The following is a 19,217-nucleotide window of genomic DNA, read 5'->3' as shown; positions in this document are numbered from 1 at the left end:
TATTTTACTTTTGCTTGCAAATTCATATAAATAGTTATGCTCATGAAACAATTTGCTTTCATTCTATCTCTCGTATTGTGTTTAAGCACAGTGACTTTCGCGCAAAGCACCAGCCGCGCCGATGAGCTAATGCAACAGGCACAAACTAACCTGAAACAAAAAGAATATATTAAAGCCCGTTACCTTTTCCTGCAAGCTTACAATGCTTTCTCCTCGCAAGAAAAGTATGACAAAGCTGTAGAGTGCGGTGTTAACGCCAGTGCCCTCTATCATCGGGAAAACTATTATAAGGAAGCTTTCGAGCTGTTGCGCGGTGCGGAACTATTGGTTACAGGAGGCGAACAGAAAAGTGGCAAGGCTATGCCGGATCTGCGCTTCCGTATCAATAAGGAGCGCCTGCAAATGTACATCAACCTTAAGAACCCTGCCCGAGCCAAAGAGCAACTGACCAAGCTGGAAGAAACTGCTAAAGCAGCCAAAAATGACTCTCTCAATAATGATTTGCTCTATACCCAGGCCAATTATTATTATACTTTCGGCATGAATTCGCAAGGAGATGCCTATATCAACCGCCTGATCGGTCAATATAAGGAACAGAAAAACTACGCTAAAGTAGACGAGTCTTATAAGACATTGATCGACATTGCCCGCAAAGCAAATAATGCCGGACTGGTGGCCCGCACTTACGACAAGTACATTCTTTGGACGGATTCTGTAAAAGCACTTACCGCCCAGGATGAACTGAATGTTCTGAAACGGAAGTATGACGAGAGCCTGCAAACTATCGAAGAGAAAGACAGCTCTCTCTCCGCCAAGCAGTACATCATCATTGGTCTTTGCATCCTCGCCGGACTCCTTGCTGCTGTATTAGTACTGGCCGGCATCGTATTGCTGCGTTTCGTTCTCCTTACCCGGAAGCAAAAGAAAGCCATCCAGATTGCGAACGAGCACAATGAACTGAAAACCCAGTTTATCCAGAATATCTCAGCACAAATGGAGCCAACCCTGAATACTCTGGATGGAACGCAACCGGGCGTTCGTGCCCTGAAGGGTTTTGCAGAACACATTCAAGAGCTGTCTGACTTGGAAAATACCTTATCAGAGGCTTACGAAATGCGTGAAATCAACATCAATACTTTCTGCGAAAGTGTTATGGATAAGATTAAAAGCGGCTTGAAACCAGACATAACTACTGCCGTCAATGCACCGAAGCTCAGTGTAAAAACGAATCCGGAACAACTTGAACGCATTCTTCTCCACTTGCTGAACAATGCCGCCGAGTTTACTCCCGAAGGTGGTAAAATCTGGTTGGACTTCAAAAAACGTGGAGCACACACTCATCAGTTCATCATAAGCGACACAGGAACCGGCATTGCCGAAGAAGAACAGGCAGACCTCTTCAAGCCTTTCACCAAAGTGAAAGACCTTACAGAAGGTGACGGTTTAGGACTACCTATCTGTTCTCTAATTGCTACTAAAATGAATGGTAGCCTGACGCTGGACAGCAGTTATACCAAGGGGTGCCGTTTTGTATTGGAACTACATACCTGATAAAAAATACACCTAAAATTAATAAGCCCCTATTTCTGATTTATTTTCAGGAATAGGGGTTGTTTATTTTCCACACCTACATTACATTGTTTTATCACCAGAAACGGGTACTTTTGCAGGCTGCAACAACAAATGATAAATCAATGAAAACCACTGTCTTAGCTATGTTATTACTTGCATCTTGTATATTAGCGGCTTGTACTCGTTCCAGCCCGAACATCCAACTTGTACAAGCCGATTCTCTCATACAAAAGTTCCCTGACAGCGCCTTACATTTCTTACAGGGTATTCAACCAAAGGGATTACACTTAGCAGCCGACCGCGCATATTATGCACTATTATTGACACAAGTCAAAGACAAGAATTTCATCCATCAAACTGAGGATTCTCTAATACGTATTGCAGTGCAATATTATGATTCCACTAAAAATACAGCCATGCAGGCAAGGGCACATTATTATTTAGGATGCATTTGGAGAAACAAAGACGATCATCCAGAAGCTCTAAAAGAATTCTTTAAAGCCATAACCTATTCAAAAAGAATCTTTGAAAATAGTTTAACAGGGCATATATACAACAATATAGCCTATTTATACTATTTACAAAGATTAAATGAACAAGCCGATTCAATCTATCAAATAACAGAAAAATTAGCAATATTGGAGAAAGACTCTATCCTTTGGGCTGATGCACTATCCCAACGAGGGATGATAAACATAAGAAAAGGAAGAGAATGCTATCAAAAAGCAGAAGAAAAAATACTCCATGCTTTCAATATTTCATGTAACATGAATCAAAGAAGTATGATAGCCAAAACAGCTTATTCATTAAGTCTATTATACGGACGTATGAACATGGGGGAAAAAGCTGTTGAATTCGCAAAACTCAATATCAACAATCAAGATAATTCAAATGCACTGGACAGGGCCTATCTGGTTTTGGGTGACGCTTATTACAAAATATCTCAATATGATTCCGCCTCAATTTACTTAAATAAAAGCCTTCATAGCGAAGACCACTATACCAAAGCAGGTGCCTATATGCGTTTAGCTGATATTGCCAAAAAGCAGGGATTATTGGAAAAGGCACTTGAGATGGAAAGAAAATACTCTTCTTATCTGGATAGCGCCCAACAAAAGCAACAGAGTGCTGAAATCGTTACAGCTGAGAAAAATATACTAATACAGCGCAAACAATCAGAATTCAAAGCAAACTTAGATCAAGTTTATTATTATATAGCCATAGGAATAGTGATTTTCTTGACACTATTTCTCGCATTATGGAAAAGACACAAAAAAGAAGTAATCAACTTCAAACGAAAAGAAATAGAAATAAACAAGCAGACAGAAGAACTGCTTCAACAGAAAAATGAGCAAATCAACTTTCTACAAAAAGAGATCGCCCTACATAACTACAGCCAAACAGAAAAACAAATCCTAGAAGAAGAACTATACACTTTAAAAACAGAACGTCAAGCATTACTTAAAGAATCCTATGAACACTCTGAAGTATATGTAAAAATGAAACGAATCATCCAATCATATAAGAAAACAGATAAATCGAGCGAGTATTTCGATGAAGAAGATTGGAGGCAGCTAATTGCAGAAACTGATATACGCTGGAATAACATAACTATCCGTCTTGCTACAAAATATCCCCTGTCGCAAGATGAAATACACCTTTGCTGTCTATATCTGACAGACATACCTACCAGCCATTTCAGATATATTATGGAATGTAGCAGAGATGCCATATATAAAAAGACTAAGAAAATATTAGAACAGAAAATGAAATACACCGATAAATCAATGTCACTTCGTGATATTCTGGAGAAACTTCTATAAAAATAAGAGCAAATTCCAGATTATAGAACCTTTTCCCTACATTTCTACACTTTTTATACACTCTCATTGGATAATTTCTCTCTAAATTTGCCGCCGTCGTAACAAATTAAAAGTATATCTTATGAAAAAGTTATTATTTGCATTTTTTGTATTAACTGTAGTATTGGGCAGTATTTCATTGCAAGCCCAGGATCGTTTTTCATTTGCCGATGATGATGAAAGGGAGATTCCCTTAGACCCGGTAGGATCTAAAGAAGGTGGTCCTATAGCTCGGAGCATCATCATCCAGCCCGCCAGTGCCTATGTCGATAGTGATATAGTCACTGTAGTTTTCAACAAGGATTTGCCTTCTGCAAGTATTACCATTACAAATGTTTCTACAGGAGCAGTCGTTTATTCTGAGACTTATTCCATGCCTACACTTATCACAATCAATGTAAGTGCAGAAAATTCCGGAAAATATCAGATAGAGATTGTATCAGATGAAATTCGCTTAAGCGGATACTTTACTCTTTAACAAAGAACCTAACCTAAACTTTAACTATAAATTCAGACTATGCTGGGAGATGATTATGCCACCAGTGAAGTAGTCCATCACTTTTTACGGTCATTGACCGTAAAAGTGAGCAGGACTACTATATGCCGTCTGCTCGACAATCCGTTGGGCAACACCATGCAAGGTATCAGTGACGCTTTAGATGCACTTCATGTAAAGAACGTAGTTTACCAACTTCAACCCCAATATCTGGAGAAGCTGCACGGCCCGTTCATTACCCAATTAGAAACAAGCCATTCTACATTCTGTCTTGTTGAAAAGATAGAACAGGATCGGCTCATTATCACTACTTCCGAAGTCAGCCACATGCCCATAAGTAGAAAATTATTTATTCACCAATGGACAGGAATTGTCCTGTTAGGTGAAATCACTCGGGAAACCATCTGTGAATCTCATTGCCTGATCGGAAATATTAACTATATGTGTCGGCAGCACAGAATACTAATTGCCGGGATCATATCTGTCCTCTTAGTTTTCTCTTCAATCTGGAGCAGAAATTATCCCCCCGGATTACCACTCTATCTCTCTGCATTAACTTGCGGTATTATCATTTCTACTATAATCCTATACAAAGAAATGGTAGACCATCATTTTCTACACCGTTTCTGCCATATAGGTAAAGTTATAGATTGCAATGAAGTGCTCAAATCCAAAGGTGCAAGTATTGCAGGAATAGGAATTGGAGAGCTATCGTGGATGTATTTCACCACGATGTTCTTCTTCACAGCCGTCTGTCCCGAAGAGTTTCATCTTTTGGCTGCCCTGTCTGTTTTCATAGCAATTGCATTTACGCTATACTCTATTATATATCAGATATTCTTTATTCATAAAGCCTGTCTATTTTGTATGCTCACCACCTTCTCGGTCTGGCTGACAGCAGCATCGCTTTATATCATACGGAATAACTTTGAATGGAGATTTTCCATCCGGATTCTCTTTTCTATGATTGCAGTCAGCGTTATCTGCCTGATATTCTGGATACAGGCAAAAGCACTTGTTTCTTCAGACAAGGAGAAGCGTTTCATGAAGGTCAAATTATCCGGTCTACTCAATCCAATCACTTTCCAGAAGCTACTGGCGTTAAAGCCTAAAGTCAGAACGATGATCCATCCTGATATAGCTTTACACAATTCTGCCGATCATACAAAAGACAGACTGATGGTAGTTGTGAATCCCAACTGCAAGGCATGCGCCAAAGTTCACCACCACATTCGGGAGATCTCAGCGGATATATCCATCTCATTAGTCATATACACCAATGATCGTCTGGGAGCACATATTGCACAGACAATTCTCTCCGCCTATCTCTCCGAAGGTTGGGAAAAGGCTACTTATTTACTGGAGGAATGGTTTGAGATTCAGGAAATACCGGGTGTAGAGAAATACTACATCAATGACGTTGCACAGCTACTTTGGAGACAGCAACAAGAATATTGTGAGCGAAATAATATCAGTCATACACCAGCGGTTATTGTCAACGGACACTATATGCCAAGCGTTTATCAATTGGCCGAATTGAAGTATTTATTAGTATCCTCGGATAACAGATAAGAAGCAAATAGAAGCTTTATAAAGAAAGTATTCTCCCTTTATAGAGAATCTTTTCTCAATACGGTGAGAGTTTCTTCTCAATACGATGAGAATAAACTCTTAATTATGTGAGAAAAGATTCTCAACGTGTTGAGAAAGATAAGAAGAAAGAGAACTCAAAAAACATACAGTTGCCTTGGTAATATTTCTCAAAAGAGATACCTTTGTATACTACTAACCAAATACTCATCAAAATGAAGCAGGGCATTTATGTTACAATATGGCTAATAAGTTTTCTTTTACTAAACTCATGTACACGACAGCACAATCACAATATACTGTTAGTACAAGCAGATTCGTTAATGGAAGAATATCCAGACAGTGCATTGCATATTCTGGAAAGCATAGAATCTCAACAACTGACAGTACACGCGGATCGCGCTTACTATGCTCTGCTACTGACACAAGCCAGAGACAAAAACTACATTGTACAAACGGATGATTCACTGATACGGACGGCTGTGCAGTATTATGATTCTATTGGAGATGTACAGATGCAGGCGAAAGCGTATTACCATTGGGGAGGAGTTTTAAGGGATCAAAGGAACTATTCTCATGCACTAAACCTATATGTAAATGCAAGCTATTATGCTAAGAACAGTGAAAGGTCAAAACTATTATCATTAATATATAATAATATTGGCAACATTTACTATCAAGAAAACCATTATAACAATGCGGATTCCATATATCAGTTGATGCAGCAGCAAGCGACCTTGCAGAAAGACACAATCAACTTGGTTGAAGCCTTATCCAAACGCGGAAGTATAAATATAGAAAAAGGAAAAGCACATTACCAGCAAGCTGAATCCTTACTATTACAAGCCTCAGAACTAGCAAGACATTTTTCCAACAATATGTTGAAAGCTGACATTGCATCTTCTTTAAGTGCCCTGTACAGTCGAATGCAAAAAAATAAAGAGGCTATAAAATACGCTAAAGAAAATTTCACCCTCTTAACTGATACTGTATTATATGCCAAAGGTTATCTTTTATTAGGAGACGTCTACTACAAAGCTCGGCTATATGATTCTGCTCATCTCTATTTCAATAAAGCCTTGCATACCCAAGAATACATCACCAAAGCCAACGCTTATATGCGCCTTGCCGATATTGCCAAGAAATTAAATAAATTAGAAGAATCACTAGAGCTCGAGAGACTTTATTCAGCATATCGAGATAGCGCGCACAATCAATTTCTCTCTATATCGCCAACAAATATATTTTATTCTCCCACTCCACCCAAATCTAAATCTGATTCTCCCTTGAAAAGATGGGTATCATATATCAGCATATGCATACTTATAACGGGGTGCTATCTACTTATAAAACGATATAAAAAAGTATCATCAGATAGAGAGAAATATAGCATAAAGCCTATAGAAATAGATATCGAAAAAGTTAAAGGTCAATTGCAAGAAACGACTTTCTATGGGAAAGCCAAAAGCATATTGAATCATCAAGATGAGATAAGTCCTAAATCAACAGAAAAACCAGAATTAACAAACGATGACCAGAAGTTGTTAATAAAGGAAATCAATTGTTTGATTCCTGAATATACTTCACACTTGAGAAAGAACTTCCCGGCACTGAATGATAAAGACATTTTCTTTTGTTGCATTCACTTGTCAGATTTTTCGATACAGGAACTTGGAATCATTTTGAACAGAACCCCTAATAGCATATATAAAAGACGAAGTGGTATTCTTGAAAAGAAAATGAAACTCAATAAAAATGATAATTTCGTCAAAGCTATCACTTCTATTTGAAAAAGATATCTCATATTACACAGAAACTACACTCGACAAGGCAAAACTACACAAAAACTACACACATTTAGGGTTGTTTTTATAAAAAACAATCTCTTAATTTGCACATATCACATAATAATAAAAAATAATTTTATGAAAACACTTTTGATCATATTAAGTACTGTATTTATTAGTATTTGTTCCATTCAGGCACAAGAAAATGGAAGTATGATAGAATATAACAATACAGAAAGAGAAATTCCATTAAAGGATTTCAAACCGGACAAACCTATAAGTAGAAGTATTATTCCGCAAGTTGCACACGCCTATTTATATAATAAAGTAATATCCATATCTTTTGAAGAAGTAATGCAGATAGTCACCATAAAAATTACCATAGAATCTATTGGTGAAACTGTTTATTCACAAGAATATATAAATCCGACAGTAGTCTCTATTGACTTAAATATGCAAGATTCAGATACATACCATATCGAAATTATTTCAGATGAGACCTATTTAAAAGGTGAATTTATACTTTAAGTATTAAAAGAGAAACATTATGTTGGAAGTTGATAACGCCGGTAAAGTACTCTACCACTATTTACATGCATTACACGTAAAAGTGAGTAAAACGACCGTATACCGTTTGCTCGACACACCGTTAGGCAACAGTATGCGGGGCATCAGCGATGCACTGGACTCACTCCACATCAACAATGCGGCATATCAACTTCCCAAAGAATATCTGGATGAATTGGAAGCTCCATGTATTGTTGTCATAAATGATAACGATTCCCCCTTTTGTCTGATTGAAAAAATAGAAGAAACGCATATCACCCTATCCCACAGCCAACGCCTGAGAGTAAGCAAACAGCAGTTCTTACAGAAATGGACAGGCAGTGTATTAGTGGGAGAAGTAACGGAAAGTACCATTCAGGAGAAGAACTGCAAGCTGAAAGATATAGCGATGTGGATTCAACAACACCAACTATTGTTAGCCGGTATCATTGCCATTCTATTGATATTATACAGCACAAAGCGTAATTACTCAACAGGAATATCACCCTATTTGCTTACATTATGCATAGGGGTCCTTGTATCTTCCGCAATACTATATAAAGAAACTGTCAACAGTAGGTTCTTGCATCGTTTCTGTCATATTGGCAAAATGATTGATTGCAATGAAGTTCTACATTCCAAAGGTTCTCATATCATAGGAATGGGGTTGGGAGAACTATCGCTACTCTACTTCAGTGTTTTATTGTTATTCGCCCTTATCTGTCCGTATGAATTTTACGGCATTAGCGTAACATGCAATATTATCGCAATAGGATTTACATTCTATTCTGTAATCTATCAGCTATTCATTATTCGCAAAGGATGTATGCTCTGCATGCTTATTAATCTGACTGTATGGAGCAGTTGCGTAACACTTTATATTCTACAAGGACAATTCAATAGGGAATTTTCACTCTCTGCCATGCTCTCTTTTATAGCAATCGCCTGTATTTGTTTAGCCGGGTGGTTACAAATCAGAGCCCTATTAAAGGTAAAAGAAGAAAGGAAGCAGTTAAAAGTACAATTTTCAAAACTATTGAATCCTGATAGCTTTCAGAAGCTATTGTTTGCAGAAACTCAGATTGAAGCAATGGTCAATAAAGAAATAGCATTGCATAACCAGATTTTGAGCACAACACAGTTGATGATTGTAACGAATCCCAACTGCAAGAATTGCGCCAGAATGCATTCGCACATCAAAGAAATTGCCTCCAATGTTTCTATATCATTAGTACTCCTAACTTTTCCTAAAGACGGGATTGGAGAGAAAGTAGCCAAAACTATTATCGCAACTTACCGTACAGACGGATGGGAGCAAGCAATAACAGCATTGGAAGAATGGTACAAAAACCATAATATAAAAGAAGTTGACAAATATGCTATCACTGTAGAAGAACAAAGGATATGGAAACAACAGCAAATCTATTGTTCGCAACAACATATCAGTCAAACGCCTTCTATAATTATTGACGGATATTACGTACCGGAATTCTATCAATTAAAAGAGTTGAAATATGTATTGACATAAAGATATTGTTTTGCAAAACAGAAGTCAATAGGGTGATACTTAAAGCTTCCCACAATTAATTTTGTTTCCTTACATTAAATTCTAAAAGATATGAAAACTTTAAAGAATTTTGAAGCGTTCAAATTGAACAAGGTTCAAATGAATGCTATTGCCGGCGGTGCACATTGCCACATCACAATTATTAACGAAGATGGGAGTGCGACCTATATTAATGCACCCTATCCAAGTACAATGAGTAAAGATCAGGCTTACCAAGAAATGCACAATAAATATGACGACATGTGGGGAGCAGGAAATGTTATCATAAACTGCTAATATGCATCGCAGCTATTCAGGGAGTTTCTGATTTTGTGCTATTTGTAGGAACAAATATATATAACAAATCAGAAACTCCCTGAATAGTTGCGATGCATTCCGGACTTTAGTATTTAGATACTACCAACATCATCTGTTCTAATCGGGAAATAGGTAATATCTTCCGATTAGAACAGACAAAAAAACAATTTAACTATGAAACATATATTATTTGAAATACTACTACTTGCAGGAATCAGTTGTTCTCTTCTCCCTCAACTACCCAAAGGGAAAAATATACAGATAACAATGGAATTGGCCCCCTCAATCACCTCGCAGGAGCAATGGGTATACATACACCATTATATTGACAATGAACATTTGATAGCAGATTCTGCTTTTATCCAAAAAGGTCAGAAAAAAGTTGTTCTTTATGCCTATACTGATGAAGAAGAAAATTTTAGTATTCTATTCTCAAAAAAAGGTCCCATAGATATGTATTTAACACTATCCCCTAACAGTTATGTAGAAACGAATATTTCCGAAAATGATGGAATGAGAGCTATTAAAAAAGTAAAAGGTTCTATTTCTACCAATGAATATATTGAAAATTCAATCAATTCTTCCCGTTTAAATGCAAAAAAAAGAGACTTATACGCCCAGCTATCTATGCCAGGATTATCAGATACAGATAATAAAAGAATAACAACCCAAATAAACAAAGTAGATGCCCAATTGGATTCTATAAAAATGAATGTGATTCAATATTCATACTCTCCCCGCAACGTAGAGCAAACTTTAAGATATTTCGAAAAAAAGGTTAGTAGAGACTCACTTATCACATTATGCAATATAGCGACAAAGAAGTTTCCAGACGACACTGGGATTAAGCGTATTCTCCGCCCTGTGAGAATCCCGCCCGAAACAGAAGAAAGCAAGAGAGTTGATGCGCACATTCAGAGCATAATAAATGCGAGGATAAAAGAAGATATAAAATTAAAACAATCCTCAAAACAAGTAGAAGCCACCAAAGACATCACCGAAATTAATTTACTATCCAACAATGGAGAGAAAGTTTCTATTTGTCAATTAACCGGGAAATATATCCTTATAGATTTTTGGGCAAGCTGGTGTATTCCATGCTTGGAAGGAATGCCCTATATCAGGCAAGCCCAAAAAGGTTTCGGAGAAAAACTGACTGTATGCTTGATTTCAATTGATAAAAAACATGAAGATTGGAAGAAGGCCATCACAAACAACAATCTAAATGAATTTATAAATTTGATAGCTACTGACTCTGAAGGGAATATGGATACAAAGGTAGAAGGTTTAAATATAAGAGCCATTCCATATAATTATTTATTAGATGAAAATCATAAAGTTATAGCAACCAATCTGCACCAAAAAGAATTATTAGAAAAATTGGATGAATTAATCAAGAAAAAAGAGTGAAACTCTTCTCTCCTTATGGAACATAAGTGTATTTGATATGCTGAAGCACCCAAATTACTGAGACAACTAAACATACAAACAATTCCTGCAAACTTCTTGCTGGATAAGGAAAAACGCATCGTTGCCAAAGATCTGCGAGGAGAACAGCTCATACAAACATTGGATAGCCTTATGAAACAATGAAAACACTCCCCCACTACACCCAGCATGACGCCATGGACTGCGGCCCCACCTGCCTCCGCATGGTAGCCGCTTTCTATGGTAAGCATTATTCGTTGGAAGGGTTAAGGGAAAAGTCATTCATCACCCGTGAAGGGGTATCCATGCTTGGTATCAGCGAAGCGGCAGAAAAGATTGGTTTTCGCAGCATTTGCGTACAAGTGGGTTATGAAAAGCTACAGGAAGCTCCTTTACCCTGCATCATACATTGGAACCAGCAGCACTTTGTCGTAGTATATAAGCTCAACGACAAGCATGTTTGGGTGGCCGACCCCGGTGCAGGAAAGCTAAAATACACCAAAGAAGAATTTTGTAATTGCTGGCTGAGTTCCCGAAAGAACGAAGAAGACACAGGTGTGGCGTTGTTGCTGGAGCCCACACCCGAATTTTATACAATAGAGGACGAGGGAGACGAAGTGAATCGCAAAGGCTTTAGCTTCCTCTACTCCTATCTCCGCCCGTACCGGGGGTTGGTGGGGCAACTGCTTTTAGGTCTGCTACTGGGCAGTATGATACAGCTCATGTTACCCTTCCTCACACAATCGGTAGTAGACTTCGGCATCAACAACCAGAATCTCGGTTTTATCTATCTGGTGCTGATTGCCCAGTTGATGCTGTCTTTCAGCAGCAGTGCCGTAGATTTCATACGGGGCTGGATATTGCTACATCTGGGCACACGCATCAACATCGCCCTCATATCAGACTTCCTTATCAAGCTAATGAAGATGCCTATCAGCTACTTCGACAGCAAAATGACAGGAGACATCCTGCAACGCATCAACGACCACAAGCGCATACAGGATTTCCTGACGGGAAGTAGCCTTAGCGTTATCTTTTCCGTATTCAATATTATCATCTTCGGCATTGTACTGCTGGTGTACAGTGGCATGATATTCCTTATCTTCATGGGCGGAAGTGCCCTATACGTGGCATACGTCTGGCTATTCATGAAGAAGCGCGCCGAACTGGATCACAAGCGTTTTGCCCAGCAGAGTGCCAATCAAAGTACGGTAGTGCAACTGGTGAACGGTATGCAGGAAATAAAACTCAGTGCCTGCGAACAACAGAAACGTTGGGAATGGGAGCGAATACAAGCAAAGCTATTCAAAGTAAACATCAAAAGCCTTGCCCTACGACAGTATCAGGATTCGGGAGCGGTGCTGATTAATCAAAGCAAGAACTTGCTGATTACCGCACTCGTAGCGAGCTTGGTAGTGAAAGGGGAAATGACACTGGGTATGATGCTGTCCGTGCAATACATCATCGGACAGTTGAACAGTCCGGTAAATGAGCTCATCGCTTTTGCCCGCGATATGCAGGACGCACGGCTCAGCATGGACCGCCTCAGCGAAGTGCGCGACAAACCGGATGAGGAAGACCCCACCCGTGAATTGCTGCGGGAAATACCGGAAGGGAAAGAAATAAGACTCCAAAACCTTAACTTCAAATATGATCCGCTAAGCGAATACCCGACGCTGGACGACATCAACCTAGTGATTCCGCCGGGCATGCAAACGGCCATCGTGGGTATGAGCGGAAGCGGAAAGACAACACTCGTTAAACTACTGTTAGGATTCTACCCGCCCGCAAGCGGCGATATCTTCATCGGGGATACTCCACTGGGAAGTTACAGTATTCGCGAGTGGCGCAAGCGGTGCGGCGTAGTAATGCAGGATGGTTTCATCTTCTCCGACAGTATTGCCGGTAACATTGCACCCGGAGTAGAGCATATCGACAAGAAACGTCTGCGCCATGCTGCTGAAGTGGCAAATATACACGATTTCATAGAAGAATTGCCTTTAGCATACAATACTAAGATAGGACAGGAAGGGCACGGATTAAGTCAGGGACAGAAACAACGCATACTCATAGCCCGCGCCGTGTACAAAGACCCGGAATTCATCTTCTTCGACGAAGCAACCAATGCACTGGATGCCAACAACGAACGCACTATCATGAACAACCTGCAAACCTTCTTCAAAGGCAGGACATCCGTAGTGGTAGCCCACCGGTTGAGCACCGTAAGGAATGCGGAACAAATCATCGTCATAGAACAGGGCAGGATAGCAGAGACCGGAACGCATGAAGCGCTGATTGCTCTGGAAGGAAGATATTACAAGCTGGTGAAGAACCAATTGGAACTTTAATAAGTGGAGAGTTGAAAATGGAGAGTTGAGAGTTATGAAGAAACAAGAAGAAAAGGACATAGAATTGAGGTGTGAGGAGGTGCAGGAGATATTGACGCGACCGCCACACGCATTGATCAGGTGGGGAATAACCGTATTCTTCGGGGTATTGGCACTGCTCTTCATCGGCGGCTCTTTCTTCAAATACCCGGATATAGTAAGTGCCGGGATCACCATCACCACAGAGCATCCGCCCGTATGGATCGTGGCAAGAGGAAGTGGAAAAATTCAGGAGGTATATTGTAAAGACCGTGAAAACGTAAGGGTGGGAGATATCATAGCTGTACTGGAGAATCCTGCCATCACTGCCCATGTATTGGAACTGAAAGAAAGGATTACTTCTTTCATTCTGACGGATAGTTGTATCTGCCAAACCGTGTTTCCAGAGAAACCGGAACTCGGAAACATTCAGAATGCTTATGCCTCTTTCATCAAATGCTTGACAGATTATCGTAATTTTCTGTCGATAGACCTCCACGCCCAGAAAGAGCAGGCCGCCTGCAAAGAACTGCAAGAGTATCAGAAGTACATCCGGCATCTGAATAAACAAGCAGAACTTGATGAAGAACAGGTACAGATAGCTTCCGCTACCCATAGCCGGGAAAAGAAACTCTTCGACAAAGGATTAATATCGAAAGCTGATTATGAAGAAGCACAACAAACCTATCTGAATCGCAGGCAAGGGAGAGAGCAACTAATGACTTCACTTTCATCTGCCAGAATACAAGAGGCGCAATTACAACAGAATATTGTAGAAATCCGTATGGAACGTAATCGGGAAGCCAATACAATAAGCACTTCGTTAAAATCAGCCCTCAATGATTTACAGGTAAGCATCAGCGATTGGGAGTTGGGATATCTCTTTACCAGCCCTGCCAGTGGTATATTATCTTACAATAATATCTGGCAGAAGAACCAGAATGTCAATGCGGGAGATAAAGTGTTCTCTATTGTAGCCTCTACTCCCGGTGACATTATAGGAAAAATAAAATTACCCGTCAGCGGATCAGGCAAAGTATGCCCCGGACAAAGAGTGAATATCAGTGTGACAGGGTATCCATACATGGAATTCGGCTTCCTCACCGGAGAAGTGCTGTCTGTTTCACTATTAGCAAGCGAGGACAATATGTACACTGTCACGGTAAGTCTGCCACAAAATTTATGCACCTCATATGGCAAGCAGTTGGACTTTAAAGGAGAACTTTCCGGCACAGCAGAGGTCATGACAGACGAACGGAGCGTAACTGCACGTCTACTCAGTCCGCTCCGCTATCTGTGGGAAAAATATCTATAAAAAATCTTTTATTTCAACCAAGTCGCTCGTTTCCACAAGTATTCCAGCGGACCGTGTGCATGACGGCTCATCCACCAACGGCAGAAAGCAAGCTGCACGATGAAGAGCACTACTCCTACCAGGAAGCTGGCTGTTATACCCAACTGAGAGTGAAGTGCAAGACCCCAATTATAGAACAACAACGAACCGATAATACTCTGAGTAATATAATTTGTAAGACTCATCTTACCGTAAGGAGTAATCTTCATCAACCAGTCATGCAGGTTTGTCCGATAGAAAGCAAAGATAACACCCGACACCAATATCAGCATAAATGCAAATTTGGACAAGGAAGTTATGATTAGTAACAAAGGAGTAAGAATAGACTTACTAACGATGAAACCCGGCAACATATTACCCAATCCATATAGGGGGAAGAAAGCGATAAGAGCGCCACAAAGTACCTTATTCCAGAATTTCAGATTTTCCTTCAGGAAAAGTCCCCGACGTCCTATCAGCAAGCCGAACAGGAAAAGAGCGGCAGTCTGGAATACACGTCCGTGATCCCAAGCCCATGCAAGACTGGCAATCTGCCCTTCCCATAAATTCACACGCAGAGTTTCAAGGAAAGTGCCGTGACTCTGCACTTGAAAAGCAGCTCCCCAGTAACTACCTGTCGGAATAGAGGGAGTCACAAAAGAAGGATCTATGCAGGCACATATCACATAATAAAGTGGTAATGGTTGTATCAAAAGTACACATGCCAGAATAAACAACCATTTATCTTTCAGCCTGCAGGTAAGTGGCAAGATGAATCCGACTAACGAATAGAGCACCAATACTTCGGCCGTGAAAAAAGCTGCATTTATATTACCAAGAATGAACAATAAGATCAATCGCCAGCAAAAACGCAAACGAAAGTCATTGCCACGCATACGCTGGTTATTATCCTGGATGAAGAAACTAAAACCAAAAAGTAAAGCAAACACAGCGTAAGCCTTTCCTCCGAACATGAAAAAGAGTCCGTCCCAAATGGCTTTATCAGAAAAGTTAAGCCATGCACTTTGAGTACTTGTATCAGGAAATGAATAGAAATTAAAGTGTTCGATGGAGTGTAATACAATGATGCCCATAACGGCGAGTCCACGCAGCACGTCAGCTACGTCAATACGTGTGTGTGTTTCCAATTTCTGTACCATAATCAGTATAAATTCATTAGCAATCTGCTCTTTTTAATGTTAAAATCGCAAATATAGAATTTATTATCCACTTTTGGAGGCAAATTCCCAATTTCTTCCAGAATTGCCCGTCATCTTTGCAACAAAATCAACAATAATCAGAAACTCTAAAAAATAAGTAACTATGAAATTGAAAATGTATTTAGCCCTATTAGTTATGGGGATGTTAAGCCTACAAAGCTGCAGTGATGACGATGACGATCTCCCAAGTTCTAAAGTTCCCGAAGCTGTACGCACGGCATTCGATAGTAGTTTTTCTAACACCGCTAACCTGAGTTGGGAAACAAAAACTGTCTCGCAAGAGCAATATTACAAAGCTGAATTCAATAACAAGAGTGACAACGGATATAAAACAGAAGCTTGGTACAAGGCAGATGGTTCGTGGCATATGACGGAGACAGAAATGCCATATAGTGCCATTCCACAAGCAGTAAGGACCTCCTTTGAGAGCAGTGAATACGCCACTTGGCAAAAAGATAATGAAGTGGAACGCATTGAACGTGCAGGAACCGAAAAAGAGGTTATCTACATCATAGAAGTGGAATCTGCACAGGATATAGATATGGACTTACATTATTCAGCAGACGGAATTCTTATTAAAGCCGTAAATGATGACGGTAACGGCAATAATGAATCATTGCTGCCGGATGCTCCATCCAATATGGTTACTGCCGTAACAGAACTTATACAGAAGAATTATCCTAACGCCCGTATTATTGAGATTGAGCAGGAGAAAGGAATGATTGAAGTGGACATCATACACGAAAATCAAAGTAAAGAAGTATTGCTTAGTACAAACTATGAATGGATTTCCACCTCATGGGATGTATATGTACTTCCAGTAAAAGTAACAGATGCCATTAAAGCGTCACAATATAGCGGCTATGTAGTAGATGATGCCGAATATTTTGAAACTCCTGCCGGGAACTACTACTGGATAGAGCTGGAGCAAGGCGAAAAGGAAGTGAAAGTTAAGATCAACGAAGACGGACAGTTTATCTGATAACACCGATTAGATAATAAACGAAAAGGGGCAGCCATAGCTGCCCCTTTTCATTTATTAGAGTATATGATCAGTCAGCGGAAGAATTTAATGCTTTCAGTAATTCACCCTTCACCGCATCCGTTCCCGGAAAACCGACCGACCGATAAGTTTGTTTTCCTTCACGGTCGAGTACCAGATAGGTAGGTACACCACGAACCTCAAATTTATTGCAGATAGCCGCCCATTGTGCATTGGTAAGTCGATAATGTTCACCATGAATATCGGGTATCATATTATTCCATGTTGTCTCCGGAGAATTTTCACCGGCAATAAAGACATACACGATATCCTTATCTATCAGTTCTTCCTTCATGGGCTTCATCATCTTCATTGCCATCTTACAAGGACCACACCAGGTAGCCCAGAAATCAACAAGCACCACTTTACCTTTGAACGGAGCGACCATAGCTTCAAACAGTTCATCATCTTTAACGTCTGCAGCCAAAGTACGAACCGTGAAACCACGTTTACTCTTATTCTCTTCTATCCTCCGAAGCAGTTCCGTATTCATTGCGGTCAATCGGTTCAGAAAATAGGAATTTTCAATTGCATGCAACGCAGCAAAATCATCTTCAGATAAAGGTGTAAAATCTTCCAGTTTCGAAACACATTGCATGGCTTTCTGTACATCATAATAGATACCTTGGCTACCAATCAGTTCTTCAACCGCTTTTCGGCTAGCTTCCATTCCTTGTCTACCAAATTCCTGAAAAAGAGCATCATATCTATTCCTCAGTTCTTTCATTACCGAAGAATCATACGATGACGGATTATCGCGATATTTCTTCATCGTCTCCTTATCTTTAGGGGCCACTTTAGGGGAATTGAGTAAATAATCAAAGATGTCACCTCGCTTTACAGACGGCAAGCTTATATACCCGGTATTAACTACCCTGGAAGGATAATTAAAACAATACACAGACTTGGGTGAATTGATATAACCAAATTCACTTAGAAAATCGAAATAGTCATTTGATGGTTCAGGAGAACGATACTCTTTACTTGCATCACGCACAGACAGCCCCTTTTGCTGAGCATAAGCCTGCAATAGCTGATAATCATATCCACATAACAACCCATACAATGCATCTTTATTCAGCACCGTCAACAGTTCCGCATAAGCCTTACTTATCTTCTTATTAGCGTGGATCGCCTTGTCTGCTTCCTCATACTTCTGCATACAATATGCCTTGTACTGGTCCGGATTCATGTCATACAAGTCTTTCAGCTCAACAGAACAAAGAGGAATCTCTAATCCGGAATTCATCTCCGTATTCAATCCGGCATTCAGTCCTTCAAAATAAACCTTCTTCCCTTCAGGTTTCGCATCTTTCCGCAAACGACTGGAAGCACGCGTCATCTCACGAAGATTTACAGTAATCTTGGTTTCGCCACCTGGAGACAATAAAAAAGAAATAACAGAGCCACCCACACTTAAATAGGCCACAGAAGGATGTGAAACAGGCATTTCCGTATGAAAATTTCCTGCTTCATCCAACTTTAACTCTGTATTCTTTTGTCCATAAGCAGATAAAAAATCAGCTGAATGTAGTTCGACTTTCATGCGAAATGAAGGCTTATAATCCAGAATACGCCCACTGATGATAGCGGTTCCCTCTTTGATTTCAGGCGTCGGCAAAGCAACAGCAGTCGCTTTGCCGGCTTTCCCTAAGTCTTTAGGCAATTGGAGTTTGGGCAACTTCCCGATCAGGCTGATACCAAAAAGATTAAAGTCTCTTTCACCTTCACCTTCCACAAAATCAAACGACTTTACAGATGCCGGCAGAGGTGGAAATATCAAAGAAAAAGTAGCCTCACCCGACTCAGGCATCCAAAATTCCTGGCCCAACTCTATGCCTACTCCCTGCCGCACCTGGTAACGTTCACCATTATCTGCAACCAGACAAGTAGCAGGAGCAATACGTATCCAGTTCTTTGGAATAAATTTTGCATCCACATCAACCACGGTAGCTGTATCCGACAAATGAATAGCAGCTATCTCAATGGTTTCCGTTGCCTTTGCTATAAACGGAGGCCGATTAATCGTCTTTTGTGCATGCAATACACTCCAGGACAAAAGACAAAATAAGAATAGTAGTTTTTTCATTAGACTCATTCTTAAATTGATA

14 protein-coding genes are annotated in these 19,217 nt (G+C 39.9%); 12 read left to right on the top strand and 2 right to left on the bottom strand.

Going from position 1 to position 19,217, the window contains the following annotated elements; translation table 11 throughout:
* Positions 1-42: 42 nt before the first annotated feature.
* The 11 genes from DW182_RS05360 to DW182_RS05310 all read left to right on the top strand — a co-directional run bounded on the left by DW182_RS05360 (position 43) and on the right by DW182_RS05310 (position 14,826).
* Entirely contained in the window at positions 43-1,551 is a 1,509-nt protein-coding gene (locus tag DW182_RS05360; protein ID WP_118216412.1) for a HAMP domain-containing sensor histidine kinase, read from the top strand.
* 143 nt (positions 1,552-1,694) lie between these two features.
* A complete protein-coding gene (locus DW182_RS05355) occupies positions 1,695-3,395 on the top strand; it encodes a tetratricopeptide repeat protein (RefSeq protein WP_118294889.1) in 1,701 nt (566 codons plus the stop codon).
* A 121-nt stretch (positions 3,396-3,516) separates the two neighbouring features.
* Positions 3,517-3,912 (top strand): DUF3244 domain-containing protein, encoded by a 396-nt coding sequence (locus DW182_RS05350; RefSeq protein WP_117705945.1) that lies wholly within the window; start codon positions 3,517-3,519, stop codon positions 3,910-3,912.
* A gap of 39 nt (positions 3,913-3,951) precedes the next feature.
* On the top strand, positions 3,952-5,502 hold the full coding sequence (locus DW182_RS05345; RefSeq protein ID WP_118294888.1) for a vitamin K epoxide reductase family protein: 1,551 nt from the start codon (positions 3,952-3,954) through the stop codon (positions 5,500-5,502).
* A 341-nt stretch (positions 5,503-5,843) separates the two neighbouring features.
* Positions 5,844-7,310 (top strand): tetratricopeptide repeat protein, encoded by a 1,467-nt coding sequence (locus DW182_RS05340; protein WP_232288753.1) that lies wholly within the window; start codon positions 5,844-5,846, stop codon positions 7,308-7,310.
* Positions 7,311-7,445: 135 nt separating this feature from the next.
* Entirely contained in the window at positions 7,446-7,835 is a 390-nt protein-coding gene (locus DW182_RS05335; protein WP_007661997.1) for a DUF3244 domain-containing protein, read from the top strand.
* 19 nt (positions 7,836-7,854) lie between these two features.
* Positions 7,855-9,381, top strand: a complete 1,527-nt coding sequence (locus DW182_RS05330; protein ID WP_118294887.1) for a vitamin K epoxide reductase family protein — start codon at positions 7,855-7,857, stop codon at positions 9,379-9,381.
* A 90-nt stretch (positions 9,382-9,471) separates the two neighbouring features.
* On the top strand, positions 9,472-9,696 hold the full coding sequence (locus tag DW182_RS05325; protein WP_022391457.1) for a hypothetical protein: 225 nt from the start codon (positions 9,472-9,474) through the stop codon (positions 9,694-9,696).
* A 195-nt stretch (positions 9,697-9,891) separates the two neighbouring features.
* Entirely contained in the window at positions 9,892-11,127 is a 1,236-nt protein-coding gene (locus tag DW182_RS05320; protein WP_022391456.1) for a TlpA disulfide reductase family protein, read from the top strand.
* Positions 11,128-11,306: 179 nt separating this feature from the next.
* Positions 11,307-13,493, top strand: a complete 2,187-nt coding sequence (locus DW182_RS05315) for a peptidase domain-containing ABC transporter (protein WP_118294886.1) — start codon at positions 11,307-11,309, stop codon at positions 13,491-13,493.
* A 34-nt stretch (positions 13,494-13,527) separates the two neighbouring features.
* On the top strand, positions 13,528-14,826 hold the full coding sequence (locus DW182_RS05310; RefSeq protein ID WP_118294885.1) for an HlyD family secretion protein: 1,299 nt from the start codon (positions 13,528-13,530) through the stop codon (positions 14,824-14,826).
* Between the two features lie 8 nt (positions 14,827-14,834).
* On the opposite strand, the gene DW182_RS05305 is transcribed toward DW182_RS05310, so the two are convergent.
* Positions 14,835-16,004, bottom strand: a complete 1,170-nt coding sequence (locus tag DW182_RS05305; protein WP_007661991.1) for a DUF418 domain-containing protein — start codon at positions 16,002-16,004, stop codon at positions 14,835-14,837.
* Positions 16,005-16,167: 163 nt separating this feature from the next.
* Between DW182_RS05305 and DW182_RS05300 the strand changes: the two genes are divergently transcribed.
* The gene (locus tag DW182_RS05300) at positions 16,168-17,046 is read left to right on the top strand and encodes a PepSY-like domain-containing protein (RefSeq protein WP_007661990.1); all 879 of its coding nucleotides are present in this window, start codon (positions 16,168-16,170) and stop codon (positions 17,044-17,046) included.
* Positions 17,047-17,116: 70 nt separating this feature from the next.
* Here DW182_RS05300 and DW182_RS05295 read toward each other — a convergent pair whose 3' ends face one another.
* Positions 17,117-19,195 (bottom strand): TlpA disulfide reductase family protein, encoded by a 2,079-nt coding sequence (locus DW182_RS05295; protein WP_225663148.1) that lies wholly within the window; start codon positions 19,193-19,195, stop codon positions 17,117-17,119.
* Positions 19,196-19,217: the final 22 nt, after the last annotated feature.

The organism is Bacteroides sp. AM16-24, from assembly GCF_003471885.1.
GTDB lineage: Bacteria > Bacteroidota > Bacteroidia > Bacteroidales > Bacteroidaceae > Bacteroides.
This window is presented reverse-complemented; position numbering and strand designations above follow the sequence as displayed.